Source organism: Deltaproteobacteria bacterium (genome assembly GCA_019309045.1).
GTDB lineage: Bacteria > Desulfobacterota > Syntrophobacteria > BM002 > BM002 > JAFDGZ01.
Genome location: JAFDGZ010000047.1, coordinates 1 through 24,377, shown reverse-complemented (window position 1 = coordinate 24,377; position 24,377 = coordinate 1). Strand labels below are relative to the sequence as shown.

General features: G+C 50.6%; 25 protein-coding genes. 10 read left to right on the top strand and 15 right to left on the bottom strand.

What is annotated here, in order from left to right; translation table 11 throughout:
- The 7 genes from JRI89_11210 to JRI89_11180 all read right to left on the bottom strand — a co-directional run.
- Nucleotides 1-842 (bottom strand): proline dehydrogenase family protein (locus tag JRI89_11210; GenBank protein ID MBW2071810.1); only part of this gene is annotated, 842 nt, incomplete at its 3' end.
- A 483-nt stretch (nucleotides 843-1,325) separates the two neighbouring features.
- Nucleotides 1,326-1,643 carry a TusE/DsrC/DsvC family sulfur relay protein gene (locus JRI89_11205; protein MBW2071809.1) on the bottom strand — a complete coding sequence of 106 codons (318 nt, stop codon included), beginning with the start codon at nucleotides 1,641-1,643 and terminating at the stop codon, nucleotides 1,326-1,328.
- A gap of 5 nt (nucleotides 1,644-1,648) precedes the next feature.
- The gene (cobB, locus tag JRI89_11200) at nucleotides 1,649-3,136 is read right to left on the bottom strand and encodes a hydrogenobyrinic acid a,c-diamide synthase (glutamine-hydrolyzing) (protein MBW2071808.1); all 1,488 of its coding nucleotides are present in this window, start codon (nucleotides 3,134-3,136) and stop codon (nucleotides 1,649-1,651) included.
- A 20-nt stretch (nucleotides 3,137-3,156) separates the two neighbouring features.
- Nucleotides 3,157-4,272, bottom strand: coding sequence for a dissimilatory-type sulfite reductase subunit beta (dsrB, locus tag JRI89_11195; protein ID MBW2071807.1), 1,116 nt, complete (start codon nucleotides 4,270-4,272; stop codon nucleotides 3,157-3,159).
- Nucleotides 4,273-4,284: 12 nt separating this feature from the next.
- Nucleotides 4,285-5,559 carry a dissimilatory-type sulfite reductase subunit alpha gene (gene dsrA / locus JRI89_11190; GenBank protein MBW2071806.1) on the bottom strand — a complete coding sequence of 425 codons (1,275 nt, stop codon included), beginning with the start codon at nucleotides 5,557-5,559 and terminating at the stop codon, nucleotides 4,285-4,287.
- Between the two features lie 669 nt (nucleotides 5,560-6,228).
- Nucleotides 6,229-6,465: a dissimilatory sulfite reductase D family protein gene (locus JRI89_11185; GenBank protein MBW2071805.1), complete on the bottom strand. Its 237-nt coding sequence runs from the start codon at nucleotides 6,463-6,465 to the stop codon at nucleotides 6,229-6,231.
- Between the two features lie 172 nt (nucleotides 6,466-6,637).
- Nucleotides 6,638-6,961 (bottom strand): hypothetical protein, encoded by a 324-nt coding sequence (locus JRI89_11180; protein ID MBW2071804.1) that lies wholly within the window; start codon nucleotides 6,959-6,961, stop codon nucleotides 6,638-6,640.
- Nucleotides 6,962-7,633: 672 nt separating this feature from the next.
- Here JRI89_11180 and JRI89_11175 point away from each other — a divergent pair.
- From JRI89_11175 to JRI89_11150, 6 genes are all read left to right on the top strand, one after another.
- Entirely contained in the window at nucleotides 7,634-8,374 is a 741-nt protein-coding gene (locus JRI89_11175; GenBank protein MBW2071803.1) for a tetratricopeptide repeat protein, read from the top strand.
- A gap of 138 nt (nucleotides 8,375-8,512) precedes the next feature.
- Nucleotides 8,513-9,157 (top strand): tetratricopeptide repeat protein, encoded by a 645-nt coding sequence (locus tag JRI89_11170; protein MBW2071802.1) that lies wholly within the window; start codon nucleotides 8,513-8,515, stop codon nucleotides 9,155-9,157.
- A 1-nt stretch (nucleotide 9,158) separates the two neighbouring features.
- The gene (locus JRI89_11165; protein MBW2071801.1) at nucleotides 9,159-9,662 is read left to right on the top strand and encodes a peptidylprolyl isomerase; all 504 of its coding nucleotides are present in this window, start codon (nucleotides 9,159-9,161) and stop codon (nucleotides 9,660-9,662) included.
- 62 nt (nucleotides 9,663-9,724) lie between these two features.
- Complete coding sequence (locus JRI89_11160) at nucleotides 9,725-10,096, top strand: hypothetical protein (protein MBW2071800.1); 372 nt, start codon at nucleotides 9,725-9,727, stop codon at nucleotides 10,094-10,096.
- Between the two features lie 49 nt (nucleotides 10,097-10,145).
- Entirely contained in the window at nucleotides 10,146-10,862 is a 717-nt protein-coding gene (locus JRI89_11155) for an N-acyl homoserine lactonase family protein (protein ID MBW2071799.1), read from the top strand.
- A gap of 351 nt (nucleotides 10,863-11,213) precedes the next feature.
- Complete coding sequence (locus JRI89_11150; GenBank protein ID MBW2071798.1) at nucleotides 11,214-12,710, top strand: hypothetical protein; 1,497 nt, start codon at nucleotides 11,214-11,216, stop codon at nucleotides 12,708-12,710.
- A 62-nt stretch (nucleotides 12,711-12,772) separates the two neighbouring features.
- Here JRI89_11150 and JRI89_11145 read toward each other — a convergent pair whose 3' ends face one another.
- The 5 genes from JRI89_11145 to JRI89_11125 all read right to left on the bottom strand — a co-directional run bounded on the left by JRI89_11145 (nucleotide 12,773) and on the right by JRI89_11125 (nucleotide 17,686).
- Nucleotides 12,773-13,720: a radical SAM protein gene (locus JRI89_11145; GenBank protein MBW2071797.1), complete on the bottom strand. Its 948-nt coding sequence runs from the start codon at nucleotides 13,718-13,720 to the stop codon at nucleotides 12,773-12,775.
- Nucleotides 13,721-13,727: 7 nt separating this feature from the next.
- Nucleotides 13,728-14,246, bottom strand: a complete 519-nt coding sequence (locus JRI89_11140; protein ID MBW2071796.1) for a hypothetical protein — start codon at nucleotides 14,244-14,246, stop codon at nucleotides 13,728-13,730.
- A 256-nt stretch (nucleotides 14,247-14,502) separates the two neighbouring features.
- Complete coding sequence (locus JRI89_11135; GenBank protein ID MBW2071795.1) at nucleotides 14,503-14,778, bottom strand: integration host factor subunit beta; 276 nt, start codon at nucleotides 14,776-14,778, stop codon at nucleotides 14,503-14,505.
- Nucleotides 14,779-15,253: 475 nt separating this feature from the next.
- Entirely contained in the window at nucleotides 15,254-16,048 is a 795-nt protein-coding gene (locus JRI89_11130) for a glucose-1-phosphate thymidylyltransferase (protein MBW2071794.1), read from the bottom strand.
- An 81-nt stretch (nucleotides 16,049-16,129) separates the two neighbouring features.
- Nucleotides 16,130-17,686 (bottom strand): HD domain-containing protein, encoded by a 1,557-nt coding sequence (locus tag JRI89_11125; protein MBW2071793.1) that lies wholly within the window; start codon nucleotides 17,684-17,686, stop codon nucleotides 16,130-16,132.
- Between the two features lie 352 nt (nucleotides 17,687-18,038).
- Between JRI89_11125 and JRI89_11120 the strand changes: the two genes are divergently transcribed.
- The gene (locus JRI89_11120; protein ID MBW2071792.1) at nucleotides 18,039-19,544 is read left to right on the top strand and encodes a hypothetical protein; all 1,506 of its coding nucleotides are present in this window, start codon (nucleotides 18,039-18,041) and stop codon (nucleotides 19,542-19,544) included.
- Between the two features lie 220 nt (nucleotides 19,545-19,764).
- Nucleotides 19,765-20,175 carry a response regulator gene (locus tag JRI89_11115; protein ID MBW2071791.1) on the top strand — a complete coding sequence of 137 codons (411 nt, stop codon included), beginning with the start codon at nucleotides 19,765-19,767 and terminating at the stop codon, nucleotides 20,173-20,175.
- Here JRI89_11115 and JRI89_11110 read toward each other — a convergent pair whose 3' ends face one another.
- Nucleotides 20,176-20,991, bottom strand: coding sequence for an HD domain-containing protein (locus JRI89_11110; protein MBW2071790.1), 816 nt, complete (start codon nucleotides 20,989-20,991; stop codon nucleotides 20,176-20,178).
- Nucleotides 20,992-21,239: 248 nt separating this feature from the next.
- On the opposite strand from JRI89_11110, the gene JRI89_11105 reads away from it, so the two are divergent.
- Complete coding sequence (locus tag JRI89_11105; GenBank protein MBW2071789.1) at nucleotides 21,240-22,295, top strand: enoyl-CoA hydratase/isomerase family protein; 1,056 nt, start codon at nucleotides 21,240-21,242, stop codon at nucleotides 22,293-22,295.
- Between the two features lie 32 nt (nucleotides 22,296-22,327).
- Nucleotides 22,328-23,542, top strand: coding sequence for a hypothetical protein (locus JRI89_11100; GenBank protein ID MBW2071788.1), 1,215 nt, complete (start codon nucleotides 22,328-22,330; stop codon nucleotides 23,540-23,542).
- A 56-nt stretch (nucleotides 23,543-23,598) separates the two neighbouring features.
- Here the strand turns inward: JRI89_11100 and JRI89_11095 are convergent, their stop codons facing one another.
- Both JRI89_11095 and JRI89_11090 read right to left on the bottom strand, forming a co-directional pair.
- On the bottom strand, nucleotides 23,599-23,985 hold the full coding sequence (locus JRI89_11095) for a response regulator (protein MBW2071787.1): 387 nt from the start codon (nucleotides 23,983-23,985) through the stop codon (nucleotides 23,599-23,601).
- A 16-nt stretch (nucleotides 23,986-24,001) separates the two neighbouring features.
- Entirely contained in the window at nucleotides 24,002-24,193 is a 192-nt protein-coding gene (locus tag JRI89_11090; protein ID MBW2071786.1) for a Rho termination factor N-terminal domain-containing protein, read from the bottom strand.
- Between the last annotated feature and the right edge of the window lie 184 nt (nucleotides 24,194-24,377).

Below are 24,377 nucleotides of genomic sequence, written 5' to 3'. Positions count from 1 at the left end.
TAACTCTGCAGTACAACAGCAAGGTAGGGAAAATCTCTGAACTGAGGCGCCGAGCGAAGACGTCGGTAGACCTCGAGGGTGATATCCTTGTAACGAAACTGTTCCATGTCTATGCACACAGAACCACCAATCTCCATGGCTCTTGCCACTACCGGGCTCAACCGTTGATAGATGCCCTCAACCGAACCGGCGAAATCTGCGGGCCTGGTCTGAGAGTAAAGGCTGGTGGGCTTGACTGAGATATTGACTTTAGGGGCATGCCCCCAGTCCAGGTAAGAATCGCGGCCTTCCAGAGGAATCCAGTTATGCTGTTGTTCTCCCAGGGCGCTCAGGAGAGCGAGATATTGTTGCAGGTAGTGCAGGGCTTCCGCCTTGCTGACCGTGGCCTCGCCAAGGATGTCGACGCTGAAGGCGAAACCCTCCCGGCGCAGCTTGTCGATCGTCTTGAGTGCGGCAGGAATGTTTTCACCAACGATAAATTGTTTGGCCATGCTTTCGATATTGCTGCGAATAGTTCTGGCCAGCATCCTGGTGGTGATGCCGCTGCCAAATCCTCGAGCGCCCCATTTGAGCACTGCAGGAAGCTCCTGGTCCTGGGCGGCAAAGTACTCTTCAATGTGTCTGCCGAGGGATTCCGTGGTTGTCAGGTAGGGAAGAACATCCACGAAGCGAAAGAGCTGCACTTTGAAATGCTCGTTCTTCATGCACCAGTCCATTACTTTGCCGGTCCACCATCCCTTGTTAAAGATGGAGGGAGTCTCACCGCGAATACTGGCAAAAAAACTCCTGCCGCGAGCTTTGATTCTGGCTTCCAGTTCATGGTCATTGACTTTTTCGCTCATGTGGATCCTTTCATAATGTGAAGCCGCTGAAGAGACAAAATTGCAACTGAAAACTCAGCACATCCAGATAATTTATTATATCTAAAGAAATCAGATAACCATATTATAACTGTGAAAAGCGGGGATCAATTTTTCATCTCAGTGTAGCCGAGCTGTGCCGAGTTGAATAAACGCTGCAAGTCTTGACTTGTGGGATATAACTCTGCCAAGTGTGAGCAGGGACGCGCCGCTTTTCGAGTGGTAAAATGGTTCTCAGCGCTAGTGAAGGGGTCTCCCCCGGGGCTGGGGGTGTGAAGAGATGCTGATTTATTAAAGTTTACATAATATATCTTATCAGACACAAGTTCCGGCGATCCGCCTGTGCTGCCAAAAAAAAGGGCCAGACACTGTCCGACCCCTCCTAGCACAGACAAACTAATATCCTTCTTCGGAATGGGATTCAACCCACTCCGCCCAACTGATCTAGCGCAAAAAAGAACTTGCTTAGACGCAGCCGGTTGGTTTTGGTAGACCAGCCATCTTACAGGCGCCCTTTCCAGGTCCAGAGGGAAAGAGCTCGTAGATGTACTTCAGTTTGTAGCCGGTTACCTTGGTCAAGATTCGCACCATAGGAGCAATGCCGTGCTTCTTGTAATAGTCCTGCAAAACGTGGATGACCTTCCAGTGCTCTTCGGTGAGTTCCTGGATCCCCTCTGAGCTCTTTACAAAGTCCACCCACTCAGGGCACCAATTGTCAAAGGAATCTATGAATCCATCCTCGTCAATTTCGAATGTCTTTCCTGCATGTTCCACAGTTGCCATGAAATTCACCTCCTGAGATTCTGATAAGTTGGGACCTCTGCCGACGAGAAAACTCTCGTCGACTCATCCTCTCTCCCGTTTTTCTTTGCTTCCCTGGTAATACGGTGCTGCTGGAATGCCAATGCTTTTTGCACTAAGCCTTCGGCCCACTCTGGCGAACCGACGGCATGCACATGCGAATAGGTTGCCAGGACATTCTTATAGCACACTCCATCCATTTCGTCTAGAATTCCTGTACCCCTTCTCATGCGGAAAACCAGGGAGAATTTGTTGGGATCAGCATGAATCACGCGAGAATAATGAAATTCATGCCCCTTCAAAGTAATTCCTACTGGATAAAAAGGATTAGGTGCAATCACCTCCATCTCGGTATAGCCATGTGCCTGCGGCCGTTTCCTGAGTTCAAAATCCATGGGGAGGACATCCACCATTGGATATGTTTTCCCCTCCAAATGGAGCTTTCTTCCCAGGTACATGAGACCGCCGCACTCGGCATACACAGGGAGTCCGCTGTGTACCACCTTTTTGAGAGACTTGCGGAATCCACTGTTAGCAGCAAGTTGCGCTGCGTGCGTTTCGGGAAATCCTCCACCCACATAGAGTGCATCCAGTTTTGGAACTGAGCGATCCTGCAAGGCGCTGATTCTGATTACCCTAGCTCCACATCTTTGCAGAGCTTCGAGGTTTTCGGGGTAGTAAAATTGGAAAGCCGAGTCTGCAATCACCCCAATGACAGGCTGTCGACAGGCAACTGTCCTCGACTGTTTCCAGCTCACCGACCGGGGCTGCTCGAGCATTGGCGCCTCTCCAGCGAAGCCAATGACCCTCTCCACATCAAGATATCGTTCAACCACATGAATTCTGGCTAGTATGGCCTCTCTGGCATCTGGATGCTCCAGTGCAGTCATAAGACCCATGTGGCGTTCAGGGAAGGCATTATCCCGGAGCCTTGGGATGGCACCGACCACAGGTACGCCAGCGTAATGCTCTATGGTGGAGCGCAGCATCCGCTCATGTCGGCTGCCAGCTACTCGATTAAGTATTACCCCTCTGATGGAAAGATGAGGATCCAGCTTCAGGCACCCGAGTACTAGAGCAGCGGCAGTTCGGGTAATTTTTGTGCCGTCCACCACCAACAGTACTGGTGCTTGCAGCAGCTTTGCCACTTCAGCAGTGCTACAACTTCCCGCTTCATCCATGCCATCGAACAGGCCCCGATTCCCCTCAATTACCGCCCCGTATGAGCCGAAACTGCGGTGGGCGAAGGAGTCGAGGATCTGCTCCCCGTTCATCATGTAAGGATCAAGGTTGTAGCAGGGCCTACCAGCAGCCAGCGCCAGCCAGCCGGCATCAATATAGTCTGGCCCCTTTTTGAAAGGAACGATATCCCCTGCCCTTTGCCGCCATGAGGCGATCAAACCTAAAGACAGGGTAGTTTTTCCCGAACCCCCGCGCAGTGCAGCGATCACCACGCGGGGTACCTTGTTGTCCATATGGTTCCTGCCAGGGCTTCCTACCACTTGAACTGCGTCGTGGTTCGCCAGGTGGTCATTGCCAACCGATAGTCGTCAATATGCTCGTGCCGGAATTCCAGCTCGGTCCTCTCGAAGAACCTTTCCCAGCCAATTCTTTCAATCCACTCACCGATCCGCTCATACTTGTTGGCATCACTGGCATATACTTCGACTATTTTCTTGATGTCTTTCACCACAGTGGGCCAGCGCGGTGGCTCATTGGGGATGTATGGCACTGCCAATTTGGAAAACTTGGGTGCACAACGGGCATTGGACACCTTGCCACCCACCCAGAGGGCAACGCCGTCACCCTCGGCATTAGCTAGAGGCATGGCCGGGCACATGGTGTAGCAGTTGCCGCAGAACATGCAGCGATCATTGTTTACCACTACAGACTTCATGCCTTCCACTTTAGCGGGTTTGATAGCCGCAGTGGGGCAAGCTGCGATGGCAAGGGGAATCTCGCATACTTTGCTCACCCTCTCGTGCTCAACGAAAGGCGGTTTTCTGTGGACTCCGAGGATGGCAATGTCAGAACAGTGGACAGCGCCACACATATTGAGGCAACACGCCAGAGAGATCCGTACCTGGGCCGGCAGCCGCATGGAGCAGAAGTCATCATAAAGTTCATCCAACACCGACTTGACTATACCCGAGGCGTCGATGGCAGGGGTGTGGCAGTGGAGCCAACCCTGGGTGTGAACGATGTTGGTTATGCCAGCACCGGTGCCGCCAATAGGGAACTTGTTGCTGCCTGCAGGAAATTTGCGACTTTTCAAATCATCGATAAGCGGCTGTAGTTTGTCCTTACTGTCTACCATGAACTCCACATTGTTCCTGGTGGTCCAGCGCACATAGCCACCGCAATGTTTGTCGGCAATATCACAGATCTCCCGGATCATATCCACACTCATGAGTCGGCAGCCACCAGTCCGCACAGTATAGACTTCCGCGCCGGTTTCCGAGACATGGACGAGAACCCCAGGTTCAAGAATTTCGTGATAGATCCATTTGCCGTAGTTTTCCTTTATTATCGGTGGGAAAAACTGTTCAAAGTGCGGAGGCCCAATATCAGTGATTCGGTCTTTCATCAAATCGTTCGGATCAAAAGCCATAGTGTTCACCTCCTAAGGCTGATGGCGTTCGCGGTATGCTTTGGCATCGATCTCCCAACCGCCAGGCACATCTTCTCGTGCATAGAAAATGTAAGGGTTGTACCGCGGTGTGTTAATCATGCGCGGATCAGGCTCCAGCTCTACCGCCTTGAGGAATTCCCTCAGTCCTAGGCGCTGGATGAGCTCACCCAAGCGCTCGCGGTTTCTGCCAAGTTCCATCCACCAATCCCACATCTTTTCGACGAATTCTTTGAACTCATCGTAGGGGGATTCCATGCGCATGAAGGGAATGATCACACTCGAAAGTTGCGCACCTTCCAGGATGGGAGCTTTAGCACCGCACAGGATAGTGGCACCCACGTCGGTCCCAGGCCGCAACGCTCTAGGCATGACATTGATACAGTGCATACAACGGGTGCATTCCTCGTTCCAGATCTTCAGGTTCTTGCCATCCCAGGCCATACATTTGGTCGGGCAAAGATCGATGACTTCTTTCTGGATGTCAAGAGGCCTTGGCTCAGTGCCGTGGGAGCCTGCGTTGGGTACGAGTTCGCCGGCAGCATAAGCCCGGACCGCTTCCTGATCGATGCGGATATCATCCCGCCAGGTGCCAATGATGGAGCAGTCAGCCCGGGCAATGGCAGCCACGCAGTCATTGGGGCAGCCGGAGGTCTTGAACTTGAACTTGTACGGGAACATGGGACGGTGGAGTTCATCCTGATATTCTTGAGTGAGGTTATAAGTGATATCCTGGGTGTCGAGGCAGGACCACTCACAACGGGCTTTACCCAGGCAGCAACTCGGGGTGCGTAAGTTGGAGCCGGAACCGCCGAGATCCATGTTCAAAGTGTGTGTCAGTTCATAAAAAGTGGGTTCCAGTTCATCGGTGGTGGTGCCGAGCAAGATGATATCTCCCGTGGAACCGTGCATGTTGGTAAGGCCGCTGCCGTGTTTCTCCCACATGTCGCAAACTTTCCGCAAATGCTCGGTGCTATAAAACTTGCTTGCAGGCTGGTTAACACGGAGGGTGTGGAAATGTGCCACATTGGGAAAAAGGTCGGGACGGTCACAATAACGACCGATGACCCCACCGCCATAACCTAGCACACCCACGATACCACCGTGCTTCCAGTGCCCTTCCTTGTCCTCATAGGACTTTTCCATAACTCCCAAGAGGTCGTCACATGCAGGCTTTCTCTCAGCAATTTGCTTGATGTCCGAGATGAAGCTTGGCCAGTGCCCCTTTTCGAGCTCATCAAGCATAGGGGTCTTGTGTGTTAATGCCATTCCGATTACCTCCTTAACAGAACTTACAGAATCAGTTGGAATTCGATTTTTACCTGGCAGCTTGCATTTCTCTCTTTAAGAAAGTCTCACCTCCTCTCCGGTGTTTTGAGATCCCTTATAGTGTACACAGGCCGACTCACCTACCCGCTTATGCTGGGTTGTGGACTGATGCGCACAATACTTATTCGAGATTGTGAAAAGATACGCACAACATGGAAACCATCCACGCCGTCCGGCAATTCGTGAATCCCTTCACTCGCTAACTTGTAAATGCTATAAACTTCTAAGCGAAATTTGTCAACTAAAAGGTTTTCCTCATGGATTGCCAGCAATGGAAAAACAACCTTAAGGTTCTTTTTCACGGGATTTAGCGAAAAAATAGTGCTGATATAAGTGCCCTCTGGCATTTACAGTAGATTGTCTTTAGCGGATTTAATCGGGTTTGTCTAACGCGTAGTAATGCCCTATTTCCGGCCTTTTCGCTTTTCATTGAAGCACATTACGAACTTTCCTTCCCGATCCATTTTATAAACGTCTTTTTGAGGAACAGGCTACCAGGCGGGTGGTGATCCTAGTAAAGACACAACCGCTGGAAGCGAAGCTGCGGTACTCTCACGAGATATCTTTCGAGTGGTGCAGTATCTCTACATTCCTGAAAGACCTGAAAGACTACATTCCCTTTTCCTCGTCCTCTAGATCATGTTCGCCGGGCAACATGTACATGGTGGTGCTGCCACTTGACCAGTATTTCAGTTTCCCCTCATTTACCATTTCATTTATTACCTTTTTGGCCTGGCGCATCTTCATTTCGGGTACAGCTTTGCAGAGTTCATTGAAATAGTGTTTGGTCTTCCCCTTTTTCTTTGCCATGAAGTCCAAAATCGCCTTTTTTGCTTCCTCGCTCATTGTTTCCTCCTCCTAAGGAGTCAGTTTTCTAGTGAAACTATTCACTTAATTCTTCTATAGTCTCCAGATCTCCTTTTGTCAACAAAAAATTAATAATGCTACCGAGTCGTGAGTAAAGCACAGAGAGCCAGCTGATGTAACTCTATATTTCAGAGAATTCTAGGTACTGCCGTCAACTCACTTTTGTGCGGGGTGGCTTGCCGGCGAGGGGGTTGTAGAGTTTCATGATTGCCAACTTCATAACATCCAAGCTCTTCAGGTTCATAATCACATCCATCAGAGTAATCTGGGCCTCATCTGGAAGTGTACAAGTGTTGGCTTCATCGAACTGGAGATCAGGGAAGCTCTTGAGGAGTTTTTTGTGTTCCTTTTTGCTTACCGAAACTTGCACTGCCTTTTTACCCTCTATTTCTTTTATGTGTTCCCCCAAACCTATCTCTTCAATCTTTTTCTGCTGTTCCTCGTCCAGGAAGAGATTAATGCAATAGTCGGCCATGGATGAACCTCCTGTCAGTGAAATTTTACGCACCGGCCGTTCCTTCAGAAGAAGGCCGATCACATTATGTTATACTATCCACCTTGTCCTAAACCGCATATTTAACGATTTGCGCTTCGGCGTGACTGTTGCGCCGGTGTGAGCGTCCTAGATGTCGCTTCAAACAACTCAGGACAGTTCCGGAGTGTGCGGCCTACTGCTCAACCACACCGCAGATCCAATCCCGTCGTATCACTCAACACATAACGCTCACGCCTATGCTATGGTGGCGTGCGGATTTTCACGATGCGCGACGCCGATTCACGAAAAATGCGGGCTAAGCTAAGTCCATTTTGGATGTCAGTGTTTCTTCATATGAGTCTATCTAGCCTGTTGTTCCGCGCCTTCTTATAATACGTGATCAGCTATACTGTCAAGGAATTTGCCCTAGATCTCGGAAGAAAAAAGTGCGGGGTACTTGACAGAGCTCACAAAAATAATATGAAAAGTTAGAGTAACCACATGGTGCTGCCCTCTATTTGCGCTGGAAGCAGGAGGTGGGCCATGCGATATTTTTTCGCAATTTGGTTTGGCCGTTTTTTAGGATGCGTATATATTTTAAAGATGGGTAGAGATTTTTGAAGTGCGGCCACGGGAAAAAACGTTTAATTCTTAGTAAAACGAGGTTAGACTATGTCGCTCAAACAGAGTCTAGAAGACTTGGAAATCGCCAAGGCAGCAAATAGCGAGGAAGCTGTCGCCAATGCTTGTTACAAAATAGGTGACATACATCTTAGAAGAAAAAACTGGCAAGAAGCCAAAACTTACTTGCACCAGGCTGAAGCCATATGCCAGAGACTTGGCAACCAGGAGGGATTTGCACTTACAGCCATCGGCCTTGGCGACGTTTATGCCAATATTAATCAACCGACCAAGGCGGTTGCTTACTATCAAGCGGCCCTGGAGTTTTACGAGGACTTAGACGACGACAAATCTATTGCCAACTTGATGGACCGCATGGGCGGCCTTTATCGAGGTGATGGAGAACTAAGACGTGCCCTGGAGATGTTTGCTAGAGGTCTGCACATTTGCCGTAGTTACAATGACAAACTTGGCATCGCCCATTTCAGTGAGAAAATGGCTCTTGTGCATTGCAGACTGAATGAAATTGACCACGCCATGGACCACTTCTGGGAGGCTTTGGAACTATACCGGGAGTTGCGAGTCGCCGATCGACTCGCCTTCGTGCTCACAGGCATAGGTGAACTTTATCACCAAAAAGGTCAACCTGAACAGGCCATGGAATTCTGGCGTCAGGCGTTACATATTTACGGCAAGCTGGGTGCCAGGCAACCTGCTGAGCTGTTGGTTAAGCAGATGGCAGTCTTAAAGGCTGAGACGGTAATGAATCAGGAAGGTCCCGTTGACAACTAGTGACAACGGAAGCCACCTGTTCCCTCCCATATCCCAGTTCTTTCTGCCTTGACATGAATTATGGTGCTGGTTAGGTTGGGATGTAAGCAGCTTTCTACAAGGTCGATCGCAGAGAACATCCCAATGGAGATCATTCCTATGGACAAGAAAAAAGATGTGTCAGAAGATACCATTTTTCGTAAATTGAAGCAGCAGCAGCTCGCAACGCCATATTCTCCCCCACTTTACTATAATATTGGTCTCGCTTATGCGCGTCGGGGGCAGTTCGATGAGGCGATCACAGCCTTGCAACATGCCATCAACTTGAATCCGAAAATGGTCGAAGCGTACATCAACCTAGGTGGCATCTATCTGCGTAAAGGCAACCTTGATGCCTGTGTGGAGGCCAACAGAAAGGCCCTGGAGATAGATCCGGATCATCCCCTCGCTCACAGCAATCTTGGCTTTGCCTTGATTCAACAAGGAAAAATTGACGAAGGAATGGCTGCCTATCGCAGGGCGCTCGAGCTAGAACCCAAACTTGCCGAGGCGCACGCCAATTTGGGTGGGGCCTATTTATTGAAAGGTGATCCCCAGCAGGCGATTAGAGAGAACCTGAAAGCCCTGGAGTTGAAGCCTGATTTTGTTTTGGCTCACAACAACCTGGTGCATGCTTATCATGCAGCTGGAAACATTGACAAGGCCAGGAGCCATTGCCAGAAGGCGCTGGAACTTGGTTTTCAGGTAAACCCTGAATTGGCAGCGGAACTGGGCTGCAGCGCAGCAGAACAGGGAGAGGACTGAGGTGGATATTCAACCGCAAAACACCTACGTAAGCTTGAAATATACTGTGCAACTGGAGAACGGTGAGATTGTCAAAGGAGACCCCCGCGAGGGCCTTGCTCACATGGAATTCGTGACCGGCTATAATCAGATTCTCCCGGCCTTAGAGCAAAAGCTGAAGAACCTGAGCGAAGGAGACGAGGTCGAGTTCACCCTCAGCCCTGAGGAAGCCTTTGGTGAGCACAATCCCTCTCTTATCCAGGAGAAAACCTTTGACGAGTTTCCCCAGGGCAGGGACCTGGTAGAAGGCTCCTGGGTGAGAGCCATCAACCCGGACCACCTGGTGAGTTTCAGTTATCGCGTGCTGGAGAAGCGACAGGACCGGGTTGTCCTCGATTACAATCACCCGCTTGTCGGCAAGGCATTGCGCTATAAGGTAAGAGTGGAGAAGGTCAGACCTGCCACTCCTGATGAATTGGAGATTCTGAAACCGTGCGAATATGGCAGGGACCATACTGAACAGTAGTGATTGGCTAGAGTGACGCTTACAAGAAGAGGTCAAGCTGAAAGTATACAGGACAGCAGGCAATGGCAAAGCTCACACCTGAGAAGGAAAAGAAAAAGCGAGAACTTTTTGAGGCCATGTCTCCCCGGTCGCAGAAGCGCATCATCAAGAAAGGCTATGACAACTGGGATCCTTTCATGCTTCCCAAAGAGCCCCCGATGTACAAATTGAAGCAGCAGGCCAAGGGCGAAGAGGTGAGCATCGATTCGGGTCATGAACTGCACGAGAGATATTTCGCCGAACGGCGCATAACAGATTACTCAGTGGAGTATGTAAAAGGGGTCATGGAAATCTCTCAGGGGCTCTATCGCGAAGTGGACCGCTATCAGGGGATGTACGACTTTTGTCTGTGGTACTCCAGTTGGCGGCAACGGCAAGAAGAGGGTAACGAATAATTTCTACGAAAGATTCATCTGAAAACCTTGAGCACGGAGGCCGATAGAAATGAGTATTTATGTCATTCATCCCCTGGCAGTTGGCATCAATGAAACGGACCAGGGAATAATGACCTACCAGCGTGGATACGGCAAGCGGATCTGGCTGCCCATTTACGTCTTTTACCTAGAAGGTGGAGACCAGAAGATTTTGGTCGACACTGGGATGGAAGAGTTCATGATTTCTTCCAGAGCTGTTGAGGAGACCGGTTTATCAATTATGAATTTTGAAGAAGCTTTGAGCAAGGTGGACCTCACGCCTGAAAATGTGGACATCGTCATTCAGACTCATCTTCATAACGATCACTGTGAGAATACTTACAAGTGCAAGAATGCCAAAGTTTACGTGCAACAGGCGGAGCTCGATTTTTTTAAGGCGCCCCACCCTATCGACCATCGGTATTACTCGGACCTTCTCAATGACTCGGAAGTGGTGCCTGTGGAGGGAGACGTGGAAATCATTTCGGGAGTTCGGCTTCTCTTTACTCCCGGACATACGCCTGGTGGACAATCTGTTGCGGTAAGTACAGAAAAAGGTACCGCAATCATTACCGGTTTTTGTTGCAATGCTGAAAATTTTCCCAAGGTGGGGCCGGTGGTAGCGCCTGGAGTGCACACTGATGCTATTGCAGCCTATGAGAGTGCCAAGCGTGTAAAGGAAATGGCAGATATCTTGATCCCAAATCATGCAGTCGAGGTTGGGCTTCGCCACAAGATCCCCGAATAGGAAGATAGACGGACCGAAAGAAAGGTATGCAAGATTTTTGAGTGTTTCCTGGCAGGAAAATGGATGGCACAATGGAAACGATGGAGCAACCTAGAAAATCGAGAAGGTGGAGGAAGGAAAAATATTTCTGCCATTGCTGCCGTCAGGAGCAGAAGTTCTGCTGGACCTGCCCTTGCGGTTTCCAGATTTGCTTGCGATGCATGCAGGAGAACCAGTGGGGTATCAGCGGCAATTCCGTTACCTGGATCTGCCCCGATTGTGGTGAACTCCGCGGCATCTAGGAAGTTTGATATTTCCAGCTAGAAAGGATTTTTGTCAGGTTACATGAGTCAGACCGAGAGCTGTCTCCACTTGTCACGATCAGATTCAACTGCCGCAGCTATTCGCGCAGCCCATTCTGCTCTGAGCCGTGGAGAAAAGGTATACCGCTGGCAAGGTCCATCGAACTCTGTGGCGGCTGCCGGAGACCTGGTCTTCGGATCGTTGCTGCAGGCAGAATCGCTCACCGAGACTGAGCCTGTGGTTATTTCTGCGTCTGACAGACACCATCTTGTAGAACTGAAGCGCACACCTGCAGCACTCCTTATGGAGAAGTCTTTTCTCTGGGGGTATATTGCAGTATCTGTTCTGAAAGATCTGGGTTTTTTTTTCGAGCTCCTCTCTGCCTCTCAGGTAAGAAAGCACACCCTTTCCCACTATTCGCTCCTGATTGTTCCCGGCGGTTGGGCACACCTTAAAAGTAAGGCACTTGGTCATGATGGTCGGGAGGAGGTACGTCGTTTTGTTCAGAAAGGCGGAGGATATCTCGGCATTTGTGGCGGTGCTGGCCTGGCCTTGCAAGTGGATGAAGGCTTGGGGCTGGTGCCCGTGGCGCGAAAGGCAATGTGGGATCGGTTGCCCAACTTCAGCGGCTCTATACAGGTTCGCCAGAGCAGCAACCATCCTCTCTGGTGGGGACTAGGCGAGGCAGTGCCCTTGCAGGTGTGGTGGCCTTCACAATTTGATATCCTTGATCAGGAAAACCTGACGGTTCTTGGTCGATACGGTCATCCTGAAAAGGATTTCTGCGTTTCAGATCTAAATGTGCATCAGGCTGAAGCAGCAGGCCTCGACTGGAGTTCCCTGGAAAGAGAATACGAGATCAACCTTAATCCGGAAATGTTGCTGGATGAACCTGCCATCATAGAGGGCCAATATGGAGAGGGTCGCGTGGTGCTCTCTTACCCCCATCTCGAGACCCCTGGAGATGAAGCTGGGAACCTGGCGCTTTTTAACCTTTGGCATGATCTCCTGGCAACTTCAGCCTGCCAAGCGGAGAGCAAAAGGCGCACTGAGACGCCGACTTTACTGGTGGACGAGGAAAGTCTTGACACACTCAAACAGGTGGCACAGCAAGCTGATGAACTGGTCTCCTTTGGAGCACGATGCGGTATTTGGTCCTGGAGAAATCCCTGGCTCCTTCAATGGAAACGAGGCATTCGTGGGGCTGAGTTCGGCACCGTCTGTGTGTTGCTGCGTGGACTGCTGAGAGAACTTGAAGGATGCCAAACCTCTACTGATCCAGGGGGCAAGGCGGTAACCCGGGAGCTTTGCCAGCAGCTGAGAATTCTGGGCGATTTGTGGCAACAATTTTACCCGAAAGGGCGGGCTTTACTGCAAGGCGAGCTCCAATGTCTGCAAGGTGACGCCATGGGGCGTAGCGCATCGATTGTGCGTGCAGATACCAACAAAGTAAAAAAGGAGATTTTCAATTGCATCCACTGCTACGGCAGCAAGAGTTATGGCGGGCTTTACCGCCGTTTACTCGATCAAATCGACAAGCTGCTGTCAATGGTGCTTTGCCAATAAGTTTGAAGGCAAGCCGCACAGCCATCCAGGCAAACTCTCCTGAGGCAGTACAGCTGTCCTCCTTATTCATCCGGCGAAAAGAAATGTTCATACAGGTGCACATGAGTCTGGTCCAGTCTGTGCAACCCCACTTCCAGGGCCTTTTGTCTGGCAGCATGGTACTCGCTGGCCCGCAGGGTGCGATTGAGAACAGGATGGTGCTGGGCTTGTCCACAGGGGCGATAGTGTCCCATAAGATTTACATAGGTATGGACTGAAATTTCCCTAGCAATGAAATCGAGGACTCTTGCTGTGTCTCTAAGGTAGCCTGGCAACACCAGATGGCGCACCAGCAAGCCGGATGTGGCCAGCCCTTTGTCATCGAGGTGCAAGTTCCCGACCTGCTGCTGCATTTTCTTGAGGGCCTCACGGGCAACTGTTGGATAGTCCTCCACACCACAGAGCTCTCTTGCGGTGCTCTTGTGCCAGAACTTGAAGTCAGCCAGATAGATGTCCACCACGTCTGCCAGAAGTTCGAGCGTAGTCAGAGTCTCATAGCTGCTGGTATTGTATACCAGAGGCAGGTGTAATCCCTCAGCTGCTGCCAATTGCACCGCAGCCAGTATTTGTGGAACAACGTGTGTAGGGGTTATGAGATTTATGTTGTGGCAGCCATCGCTTTGGAGAAGAAGCATGAGTTCAGCTAGACGGCTGCTGTCAATCTCGGTCCCCTGTCCCCTCTGGCTGATGTCATGAGTCTGGCAGAAGATGCATGCCATTGTGCAATGAGAAAAGAAGATGGCCCCAGAGCCTCCGGAACCCACCAGGACGCTTTCCTCACCAAAATGCGGCATGGTGTCATTCACCACAGGGTGGGCGCCGGTGGCACAAAAACCGACTTCACCCTCCAGACGATTGACTCCGCAGCTGTGCGGACAGAGGTCACACTGCCGGAGTCGTCTCATGGCCTGCTCTACTCGCCTAGCCAATTCACCCGACTGAAACAACTGCAAGTAGGACGGAAGCTGCATGATGACTTCACCGGTTTGCGATAAAGGTATACAGGGTGAATTTGCCGATTGCAGAAGGCGCCTGCACAACCTCAAGAAAATGCTGCGGCGGGAAGTGGGGTCCATGCACCAGCAAAGAACCGGTCCAGCTTCCATGCAGTTTGTCCTCCAAAGCCCTCAAAGGCTTGTCTGGATAAAGGTAGAGCAGATCGTGTCGGCTGAGGTCAGCTGTAAGAAAATCCTGCTGCACGAAAGTGGCACGCTCTATGCCAAGAATCTTTTGCAGGTGGCAGGCAATATGGTGCAGTTTTTCATCAATCTCGTAGCCGGTTGCTCTGGTAAACAGTGATGCTAGTAAAACCACCTTGCCATCCCCGCTGCCCAGGTCAGCCAAGTGGCGGTATTTTTCCACCTGAAAATAACGAAATGCCCTGAAAACTTCCTCAGCGTCTGAAGTTGCCCACATGCCTGCTCTGGTGCTGCGGTAAGGAAACTCACCTCGACGACTCAGATCCCTGTAAAACTCTTCGTATGCCTTACGGATCAAGCAAAAACTGTTCTCCATATCCCCGGATCCAGTCATTTTTCTACTGCCTTGTCGTGGACAAGCTGCTTGCAGCGGTCCCCTGGCCACTTTCTCATGCTTGTGTGGCTGGTTTTGCTCGAGCTATTTACAGCCTGGAAAAGAGGTAGTGCAGGCAAGATGAATTTATGGCGGGTCCTTTACTTTCCAGCAGTGTCAAATAAATCGTCTTCGGCAAGCAGGGCAACAATGAAAGTACAGCAATATCCAGGATGGTGTTTCACCTGTCTACCCGTTCTTTGAGTTCTTTGCCGACTTTGAAATAAGGAAGTTTTTTTTCCTTGACCTTGATGATCTCGCCGGTCTTGGGGTTGCGGCCCTGATAGCTGCCATAATCTTTAACTTTGAAGCTCCCAAAGCCTCTGATTTCGACGCGGTCGCCCCTGGCGAGTGCTTCAGACATGGATTCGAAAACCACGTTTACCACAGCAGCCCCATTCTTAACAGTGAGACCCTCCTTTTTGGCTAATCGCTCAATCAACTGACTCTTGTTCATGCATGCCTCCAAAAACCATCCTGGCAAGTTAGTCCTCTTCCTCCGGGAACGCTCCGAGCCCATTGACCGCAAAATAATGTTGCTGGCTCGGCAACCCTCAGACTATGTGTATATGATCAGTGAGCGTTTGTCAACGCTTAATTTTGATAATCAACTAGAATAACTCACAAATAGGAACTAGAGGATTTGCTGCATGCTGGCAACTCCCCTAGCCTCTTCTTTATATATTCGGTAATTGCCGACACACTTCGCCACACCCCTTGTTGCCTATATATGCTGGGTGCCTGAGAAAAATATCCAACCCCTTTCCTCTGCAAGTGCAAGGCAGCAACCTTCCGGGCAAGCCGCTCAAGAGTTTTTTGCTAACTATCTGCCTGCCAGTCTATTACAGAAGCGTTCATTGCTGCAGTGCTGCGGACCAACCTGGAGCCAGTGCCTGATGGCAACGATGTGGGTGACCATCCAAGCGGCCTCATCAGCGAATAATGGAACGACGCCGATAATAGCCGCTCTTGACCGACACACCGGGGTAGACAAGGCATCGAGGTCCCAGCAAAGTGCCCGGGTTTGTCACCGAGTTGCAGCCGGTCTCGCTGTTGTCTCCGATGATAGCGCCAAATTTTCTCAAACCAGTGTCGTACGTTTCTCCTGCAAAACGTACTGTCACTGGAGTATCAATTATTTTCAGATTGGCCAGCTTGGTTCCTGCTCCCAGGTTGGTGCTGCTGCCCAGAATGCTGTCGCCAATGTAAGCGAAATGTCCCGCCTTGGCGCCATGCAACATGACAGCGTGCTTCATTTCGGTGGTGTGCCCCACCACACAACCGTCTCCGACAAGGCAATGGCCACGAAGGTAAGCACCCTGACGCACTTCACAATGTGCACCGATGATAGCAGGGCCCTTGATGAGCGCACCCGGTTCTACAACCACCCCTGGCCCCAGGGAGATATTGCTGTCCATAAGACAGCATCCCGCATACAGAACTGTGGCGCCCGACAGCTCCCGGCCACCATGGATAACCCTGAAAGTCTTCTTGGTGGCATCACCGGGAATCAGCTGAAAATCTCTATCAATAAGTTCATCCTGGTAGAGAACAACTGTTTTTGCGAGCATTGGGCCCAAGGAGGCAATCTCTGCAACATTGGGCTTGAGAAGGTCAGATATATACGTTTTTAGCAGGCGCAAGACCTCCCATACTGGTTTGTCTTCTGCAAACAGTTCCAGATGCGGCCAGCTGCTCAGATCAAAAAACTCCTGGGGAGCGAACATACTCTTTCTCCTTTGCATACGGTAGCATTGTCGCCGCAGGCTTCCCCTGCCCTAACGCAGCAACCACTCTTGGCTGCTTTATCAGCTTGATTCATGCTCAGATTCTTGCATTTCAGCAAAGAGGTCTGCAGCTCTTTGGAGGGCCTCTTTTCTGCTCTTGATCTCTCCTCGCCACTGCAGATCAGACAACTGCTCGAGCAACTTCCCCACTGCAGGACCAGGTTCTATACCGAGATGCTTTATCAGATCCCGACCGTTTACCAGCGGCGGGGCATCTTCTTTTGGCTGCAGGGTACTCTCATAGTAATTCAACCAGTCGAGCAATCGTTGTCGAAGGAGAGTTCTATCGCCTCTCCAGGACCGGGGCCCAAGAGTTGCCAGGTAATCTCCCAGAAAGAGAAACAGCAGAGGCCAGAAAAGCTCAGGCCCCAACCTGAAAAAGCGGGAAAGGGCCTTGTTCGAAGGTTGGCCTAATCTGAACAGATGAATCAACCACATGTGATGGCCAACCAATTTGCTTACAAAGCTGGTCTCGGCCTTGCTGAACCGCAGACGTAGGCAAAGGTCCCTTGCTAAGGCAATACCCGCCTTGTCATGGCTGTAGAAGTGCACCGTATTTGACTCATCCACCGACCTGCACCGAGGCTTGCCGATGTCATGAATCAAAGTGGCCAGCTTCAACAGGTCTAGCCGCCTTCTATCTGAACTTATCGGCTCAGCTATGACCTCCATAGCTTCAGTGGCGAACCGGTCCAAAATACTTGTCGGGTCATGCAGAACCGTTTCCAGGGCCTTAAGGGCAGCCAAACTATGCTGCCAGACATCGAGATGGTGGTAATCATTCTGCTCCAAACCCCGCATAGGTTCGCATTCTGGCAGGATAAGTGGCAAAACGCCATCTGCATCCAGCATTTGAAAAATATCAGCTGTTCTGTCTGTAGAGAGGATTAGAGAAAGCTCATCTCTGATTCTCTCCACAGCAATCCTCTTCAACCCCTGGCGCTGCTCGAGTACTGCAGCATGTGTTTCCGGATCAAACAGGAACCCCTGGGTAGCCATGAGTCTGTACCCTCTGAGAATTCTCAAGGGGTCTTGTGCAAATGATTCAGCGCTGCACAGACGTAGTCGTCGAGCTTCTATATCAGCCACACCGCCGAGTGGATCTATCAGCTCTACCTCACCACGACCATCACAAATGAGCAGATCAATGGCTACGGCATTAACCGTAAAGTCACGTTGTCTGAGGTCCTCAGTTATCGATACACCCCGCAGAGGAGAGACATCAATCTTATCGACCTCCCTGTGCAGCTCTGCAGAAGCAGCCAGCAAGCGAATGGTTCCAAATTTCTGGTCAATGCGTACAGGGCGAACACCTGCTTCGGCAGCATAAGAACAAGCAAGGCCTTCTGCATTTGTGGTAACTACATCTACTTCAGTCGTAGGCCTGCCAGCAAGAATGTTGCGCAGGTAGCCGCCCACCAAATAGAGAGGTTGTCCCAGCTTTTTAGCCCTCATCATTAGACCCTTCAACAAGGGCGACTGGAAAAGGCTGGCAAACTGGCCTCTAGTCTCCACGGCAGGGTATACCTCCAGGAAAGGTGCGAAAAAGAACTTGTCATGCATTCTAACTGCGGCCATGCAGTTGTCAAGAAGGGCGTGCAAGAGGCACAGCTGTCTGCAAGATTTTACACTGCCGAGCAGCTTGCCAGGCAGTGGCAAGCAAGGCGTAGATTGATTTGTACTGTCTAAATAGCTGTTTTTTTAGTTAGACAGTAGATGCTAATATAGCTATTCATGTGTTTTTGTATTAGACAGTTAGATAATTCAAGCGCTCTATTGCGCATAACATGCGGTAATAACACATTAAATAGCTAGACTAAAAAAATTTCGTCTGTATAAAAAAAGTTCTTGACAAAAAGACAGTAAAAATGTACTGTATAAACCACTCGCCGTTTGTTCGTCTGTATTAAGTTGATATGAGGGGTACGGTTTGGGTAGTTCTTCTGACACTCGGACCATTTCCAGCAAGGAAATCCTGGCTCGCACAGGCATATCACGGGCCACGCTGAACAACTATATCTCCCTCCATCTCATCCCACCACCTACCGTACGCAAACCTGATGAACCTGGCGGACCAACAAAAATCGGTTACTTTCCTGTTTGGGTTGTGGATCGAATTCTGAAGATCCAGGAATTGAAGTCATCAGGAATGCGAATGGGAGAAATAGCCGACTATTTCAAAAGGCAAGTTGCTGAAGAAAGCGCCGTGCAGCTGGACACTCTAGTGGAAGCAATATACCCCACCATGGAGCAAATTGTTTTCCCTGCCATACTGGTAAATGAAAGGTGGGAGATAGTCTGGATCAACGAAAAGGCCGAAAGGGAGCTCTTCAAGAAGCGTATACGTCGCATTCCTTCTGCGCCCAAGCGCAACCTGTTCCGATTATTTCTCGAGGATGGACTGGAGAAAAGATTCAGCAACTGGCAAGAGGCCGTGATAGCTCATCTCAAAATCGCCAAAAGGGAGCTGAAAGAGGATTTTACTGAGGCTGTCTTCAGGGATTCAGAGAGAGACTATAGCGGCACGCTCAAAAGGTTGTGGCACCAGGCAGAAAGTATTCAAGAGCGGCCCATCACCCAGCAGAGTCTTCCTTTGCGAACCCATACTGGCAAAATCCTACACAGAACCCTGTTTTCGAGTGATTTTCGGGAAGGCACTCTTCTGCTTTACACACCTGCTTCAATGCAGCTCGAACAAATACTGAATCTGCTCATGGGGCGGGAAAAACTGATCAAGAGCGTCCTGGCGCAAAGAATTCCCTCTCTGACCGACCTCTGTCTCCTGGCAGCGAGAATTGAATCGACTCTCCACCTCAGAACAGCCCTGCCTGCTTCGGAGTACTTCGATTTGATCAATCAACTCACTCTTATGTGTCATCACTGCGTTCAGCGTCATGGCGGCACCCCTGGGCGTTCTATTCACGAAGGCATTGTGGCCTTTTTCCCTTCCATTCCAGAATCCCCCAGACAATACCTCACGCAGGCCCTGGAGTGTGCGTGTGAACTCGTTCGACTGACAACTACCATTGACAAGCAGTGGAAATACCAGAAGGCCTGGAGCAATACTATCTTCATGAACATAGGTGTTCATTGCGGCCGCGAATGGCTCGGCACAGTACCTTCTTCGCTGGCCTTCGAGTTCACTGTTATGGGTGAATCATTGCTTGAAACCGTTAAACTGTGCAGTCTGGCCAGGGGAGGAACAGTCTGGGCCTCAAAGAAAGTTATTGAAGACATGGACGCCGAAGAACGCCGTAGGGTCAAGTTCGGCATCCGCCGTCCAAGGGATGGAGAAAGTTTTCTGAGTCCGGGAATTTATGCTCGCATCAAAGAGCTGCATGCCATGGATGAACTGGAAAGACGAGGCCTGAGAGAAATCCAAAATCTGGCAGTAACAGAAGTTTTTCACTTGGAATCAGTCGGCCAGAGAGATTGAGACGAGAGAGTGACTCTATTGCGAGATGAAGAAAAGTGCAAAACACCCTTATTACGCCTGCTGGGGTACTGAGAGGTTAACTTCGCAGTCCAAGGTACTGGGAAATCTGCTGTCAGAGTCATGTGTAGATGCAACACAGACTCTTCAAAATATTTCAGCTAAATTGGTTTCGTGTAATCCCTGTTCATTTTTGACTGTTTATGAGAACAAGGGGGGGATCATGGAGAACCAATCGTATCAGGGACACCAGGCTCACATTCTCATCGTCGATCAGAACCAGGACGCCCTAGCTCTTTTGAAAACAGTTCTTTCCCGCAGGGGCTACCAGGTGACCACTGCTCAAGATGGTCTGGAAGGACTCGAAAAGTTCCGTCATGGTCAGTTCCAACTAATCCTCACTGACCTGTCAACGGCGCGGCTGTCGGGATGGGAACTTGGTCGCATTGTCAAGGAGACCTCGCCCGGTGTCAGGGTGGCTCTGGTGACCGCCTGGGATTTTGGCACCATGCCCGAGCATTCACCATTTGATGCGATCATTCCCAAACCGTTCCACTTTGACGAGTTTCGCGGAGTTGTGGACTCTCTTATGCGTGACAAGTCAGGTGGTTACTGCACTCCGGAAGTGATGTGATCATCTGGGCCGGCAACCACTCTCTGTTTTGCTTTCCTGAGCGCTGCGGTCCTCGAGATAGGTTCTCAGAGTGTGCTCAATGTGGCTCACCTCCACCCCAGGAGGAAGCGTCTCGCAGATTCGTTCCACATATAGTCTCTGCAGCACCTGCCGGCAGGTAACGTTGAAGTTCAGGTCGAAGACCCAGCCGAGTCGAACAAGCTTCAAATCAGCTTGATTCTTTGCCAGATTGAAGTCCGGCATCTTCCCCTGGAGAAGATCGCTGACAAGCGGCGCAGAACACCTATTGTCCCGGGAAGCAGCACCGCTGACAGCCTCCTCCAGCAGCATATTGGCACAAGCGTGCTCAATCACTATTCTCCAGATATCCAATTTGTCTGCATCCCTCAATAACCTCGTCAGAAACAGAATGTGAGCAGGCAAATCGTGCGGAATTTGCCTGCTGCTGTGGAGACGAATAGCTTCCAGGATTGCCTGGCCTTCCTTGGCTGGAATTCGCTGCAGAATCTTGTGACTGTGCAGCACAGCCAGGGCAAGCTGTGCATGGTCTTCGGACTTGCAGTCTATGAAGGTGCCGTATCTGGCCCACTGGGGAAAGCGGCCAACATCGTGCAAAAGGGCCGCTGTTTCAGCCACCAGCAGGCAAGAGTTGTCCAGACCCAGTTCGGCACCCAGCAGGGTGATCTCTCTACATGTTCTTTCAGTGTGCTCTTGTTTGAGAAGGATGGCCTTGTTCTGTTCCCCGTTGGCAGTGAGAAATTCAGCCACATAATCAGCAAACCACTGCTTGAAAAAAAGCAAATCCTGTGGATTCATCTGCTTGCACCTCTAATATACTTGCTGGCAGGGTTGGGGTTGCCTTTGCTCAACCTCTGCTCTATCCTGAAAGAATTCGGCGGCAAAACATCATGACCTGCAGCCGCGGCTGCAGGCGGGATAATGGTTGTTATTGATAGCATCAGAGGACTGCAATGTCTACGACAGATACATCCCTGCCCTGGCACTCAGGCCTGACCAGAAGGGGGCAGGTTTGTTTTACAGGAGAAGGAACAGGAGTGAAGCCAGTGACGACCCAGACTGATCCATCGGTTTTTGTACTTCGTGGAAAAACAATGGTTAAAATTGTTCTAAATCGGCCGCGGGTCTTGAATAGCCTGAACCTGGAAATGATCCGGCTTATCCAACAGTGCCTCGACGAGGTTGAAGAAGATGCTTCTTTGCAGTTCGTTGTCTTTTCTGGCGCTGGAGAAAAGGGCTTTTGTGCAGGTGGAGATATCAAAGCCTTGGCTCAGGCCATTGTTGACAAGAAAGTGATGAGGCCGGATCTCATTCTCCAGGAAGAATACGACCTTTGCTTGCGGCTGCACCATTTTCCCAAGCCAGTTGTGGTACTGGCTGATGGCATAACCATGGGTGCAGGTCTTGGGCTGGCAGCCGGTGCTGATATTGTCCTGGCCACTGATCGCACCAGAATGGCCATGCCAGAGACGCGCATCGGATTTTTTCCAGACGTGGGAGCTACTGGCTGGATGTTCGAAAAATGTCCTGCAGGATATCCCGAATACCTCGGACTCACCGGCTATGAAATGGTTGGAGCAGAAGCAGTACGTGTGGGCTTCGCCACCCACCTCGTAAGAGGAGGCAACCTTGACCAGTGTCTCGAGCTGTTGCGTGATTATACCGCACCACTCCCCCCAGAAAGACCACCAGGAGCCAGGCTGCTTGCCGATGCTCTCGAACCCTTTCTCGAGCCTCACATTCCTGCCAAAGCCGAGATGGATGAGTGGGTGGCTTCCTACTTTGCCGGAGCACACTCTGTTGTCGAAATGTTGACCTCTCTCCGGCAGTGCAGCATTCAGACTCCTCTTTGCGAGGGCGTATTTTTCAGACTGTCGGAAAGGTCGCCCACGGCACTCGTCCTCACTCTGAAACTTCTCAGGCACAACGAGGGTCGCCCTATCGAAGAAGTTCTGCAGGCAGATCTTGAAGCGGCGCGCTTCATGTTTGCCCACCATGATTATTTCGAGGGGGTGCGCGCCAGGCTCATAGACAAAGATGATCAACCAAAATGGCAGCCAGCAACCATCGAGGAGGTGGGGCCTCTGAAACTGGAACTCTAGCCTGGACATTGTGATGAATCTAGAGGACGTCCATGATGAGTAGAGAAGAATTTCTTGTTGGCGCAAATTACTGGCCTTCACGTACAGCAATGTTCATGTGGCGGCGATTCGACGTTGCCCTGATCAAGGAAGATTTTGCCCGAGCGGCCAGTCTCAACCTTTCCCTTCTCAGGATTTACTTGCTGTGGGAAGACTTCCAGCCCGCCCCCAGAAAAGTCTCCACCCTCATGCTGGATAGGCTGGTCAAGGCGGCAGAGCTTGCGGCAGATCATCAGCTGAAATTGACAGTCAGCCTTTTTACTGGCTACTGCAGCGGCATGGTTTGGCTGCCCCCCTGGATGCTGCTGGCTTCCCAGGCGGAAGACAACTTGCCGGTATTCTCTGCAGACAAAATTCGCCACAACCGACCCCGCAACCCATATGAGGAACCAGAACTCATAGAATCCCAGATCTACTTTATAAAAGAGTTGACCACCGCAATTGCCGGCCACCCTGCCCTGCTCTTCTGGGACCTGGGAAACCAGCCTGGCATCTGGAGCAGAGCTCCAGATGAGTCTGCTGCCCGCATCTGGCTGCAAGCCCTCACAGAGACTCTCAGAGAGAGAGCAAAGTCAGTGGCTATTACTCTCAGCATATCTTTAAAGGATCTAGAGGAAAATCCGACGGTTGACGTTTTGGCGCCCGCATCTCACCTGGACTTTCTTGCAGTGGCCGGCCTGTCCTCTTCCTCCCCCTGGTCTGGCGGCGGTCCTGACAGTGCTCTGGCTCCTTTTATTGGAGCAATTACGGCGTGGCTGACCGCAAAGCCAGTGCTCATCAATGACTTTGGAGTATCGACCAAACCTGCAAGTGGCAACGAGACCTCTCTGGATTCTGACGGTAAAGGCAGCGGCATTTTTGCGGTCGACGAAGAGGCAAGCCAATTTGTAGCCGAAGTGCTCAGCCTGGCTGCTAAGATCGGCTTGGCCGGTGCACTCTGGCATTCCTGGTCTGATTATCATCCCTCGGTCTGGGACTGGCCTCCATTGAACCTCAATGCTGCGGAACGATTTTCTGGACTTGTGCGTCATGATGGGACTTCGAAACCTGCGGCTATATCAGTCCAGAACGCTTCACGTGAAGCAACGAGTGGTGAGATCTGTCGTGATTGGCTTGACATCACGGCTGAGGAGTTTTGCCGAGATCCTAAAAATCATCTGTCCCGACTCCACCGTCGTTTTGGTAAATATTACGGTCTAAGACAATAACACTCCCAGGTCTTCACATCTCTTGCTCAGTAACAGTTGGGAAAAATAAATCTGGGTCAAATGTGAGTTCCGGTAGCCTGAAAGGATCGATTTGCTTCTAAGGCTTTGGAAATTGCTACTTTCAGTTTAGTCAAGTCGAATGACTTCACTATATAGTAGTCTGCTGCCATGGCCTTGTCGTCGTACTTGTAGGTATCGTAGGCAGTACACAGAATGACCGGCAGGTCATAGTGGCGCCTGCGGATCTCCTGAAGCAGCTCCAGGCCGTCGTAATCCACAAGTCGGATGTCCAGAAGTACCACTTCCGGCTTGAAATGCTCTATCCTTGCCAACAAGTTGTGCCCCGTGGCTGTGGAAGATACCTCATGGCCTTCCTCGGATAGCTCCATAGAATAGTACTGACGAATATGTTCTTCGTCATCCACTAGCAGAATTCTCGCCATACATTCCTCCTTTATGCTAGCTGTTTCGGGGACGCAGACAATCAGACCGAAACAGACAGTTCACTTGATCACAGAAGTCGCCTGCAGTACCAAAGCAGTCAAAGTTTCCTTCTGCTGTCTGAATAGTTCTGATGAGATCTGCTTTTTTCAACCCTGAAGTCTTCACACCCATTTCCCTGGCCATTTTCTGCAGCTCTCTGACTGTCATTTGTTCTTCCCCCGATCGGTTCTTGTTTGTAGTCGTTTGTAGTTATCTATAGCATGTTTTTAACATGCAATTTAACCAGATATGCCAGAAATCCCATAAGCTTGCTTGTGGGATGAATGGCATCATTTTAAAGCAGGGGTTTTTAGGGGACGGCGAGTCCCCTAATAATCGTTTGCTGTCGAAT

What these genes read in the sequence shown, in the direction of transcription:
- JRI89_11155 (MBW2071799.1), top strand. Translation starts at nt 10,146, where the DNA reads ATGAGTATTTATGTCATTCATCCCCTGGCAGTTGGCATCAATGAAACG.
- JRI89_11205 (MBW2071809.1), bottom strand. Translation starts at nt 1,643, where the DNA reads ATGGCAACTGTGGAACATGCAGGAAAGACATTCGAAATTGACGAGGAT.
- JRI89_11095 (MBW2071787.1), bottom strand. Translation starts at nt 23,985, where the DNA reads ATGGCGAGAATTCTGCTAGTGGATGACGAAGAACATATTCGTCAGTAC.
- JRI89_11180 (MBW2071804.1), bottom strand. Translation starts at nt 6,961, where the DNA reads ATGGCCGACTATTGCATTAATCTCTTCCTGGACGAGGAACAGCAGAAA.
- dsrA (MBW2071806.1), bottom strand. Translation starts at nt 5,559, where the DNA reads ATGGCATTAACACACAAGACCCCTATGCTTGATGAGCTCGAAAAGGGG.
- JRI89_11145 (MBW2071797.1), bottom strand. Translation starts at nt 13,720, where the DNA reads ATGCAGCTTCCGTCCTACTTGCAGTTGTTTCAGTCGGGTGAATTGGCT.
- JRI89_11100 (MBW2071788.1), top strand. Translation starts at nt 22,328, where the DNA reads ATGATGAGTAGAGAAGAATTTCTTGTTGGCGCAAATTACTGGCCTTCA.
- dsrB (MBW2071807.1), bottom strand. Translation starts at nt 4,272, where the DNA reads ATGGCTTTTGATCCGAACGATTTGATGAAAGACCGAATCACTGATATT.
- JRI89_11090 (MBW2071786.1), bottom strand. Translation starts at nt 24,193, where the DNA reads ATGACAGTCAGAGAGCTGCAGAAAATGGCCAGGGAAATGGGTGTGAAG.
- JRI89_11110 (MBW2071790.1), bottom strand. Translation starts at nt 20,991, where the DNA reads ATGAATCCACAGGATTTGCTTTTTTTCAAGCAGTGGTTTGCTGATTAT.
- JRI89_11185 (MBW2071805.1), bottom strand. Translation starts at nt 6,465, where the DNA reads ATGAGCGAGGAAGCAAAAAAGGCGATTTTGGACTTCATGGCAAAGAAA.
- JRI89_11125 (MBW2071793.1), bottom strand. Translation starts at nt 17,686, where the DNA reads ATGGCCGCAGTTAGAATGCATGACAAGTTCTTTTTCGCACCTTTCCTG.
- JRI89_11115 (MBW2071791.1), top strand. Translation starts at nt 19,765, where the DNA reads ATGGAGAACCAATCGTATCAGGGACACCAGGCTCACATTCTCATCGTC.
- JRI89_11135 (MBW2071795.1), bottom strand. Translation starts at nt 14,778, where the DNA reads ATGAACAAGAGTCAGTTGATTGAGCGATTAGCCAAAAAGGAGGGTCTC.
- JRI89_11160 (MBW2071800.1), top strand. Translation starts at nt 9,725, where the DNA reads ATGGCAAAGCTCACACCTGAGAAGGAAAAGAAAAAGCGAGAACTTTTT.
- JRI89_11170 (MBW2071802.1), top strand. Translation starts at nt 8,513, where the DNA reads ATGGACAAGAAAAAAGATGTGTCAGAAGATACCATTTTTCGTAAATTG.
- JRI89_11130 (MBW2071794.1), bottom strand. Translation starts at nt 16,048, where the DNA reads ATGTTCGCTCCCCAGGAGTTTTTTGATCTGAGCAGCTGGCCGCATCTG.
- cobB (MBW2071808.1), bottom strand. Translation starts at nt 3,136, where the DNA reads ATGGACAACAAGGTACCCCGCGTGGTGATCGCTGCACTGCGCGGGGGT.
- JRI89_11175 (MBW2071803.1), top strand. Translation starts at nt 7,634, where the DNA reads ATGTCGCTCAAACAGAGTCTAGAAGACTTGGAAATCGCCAAGGCAGCA.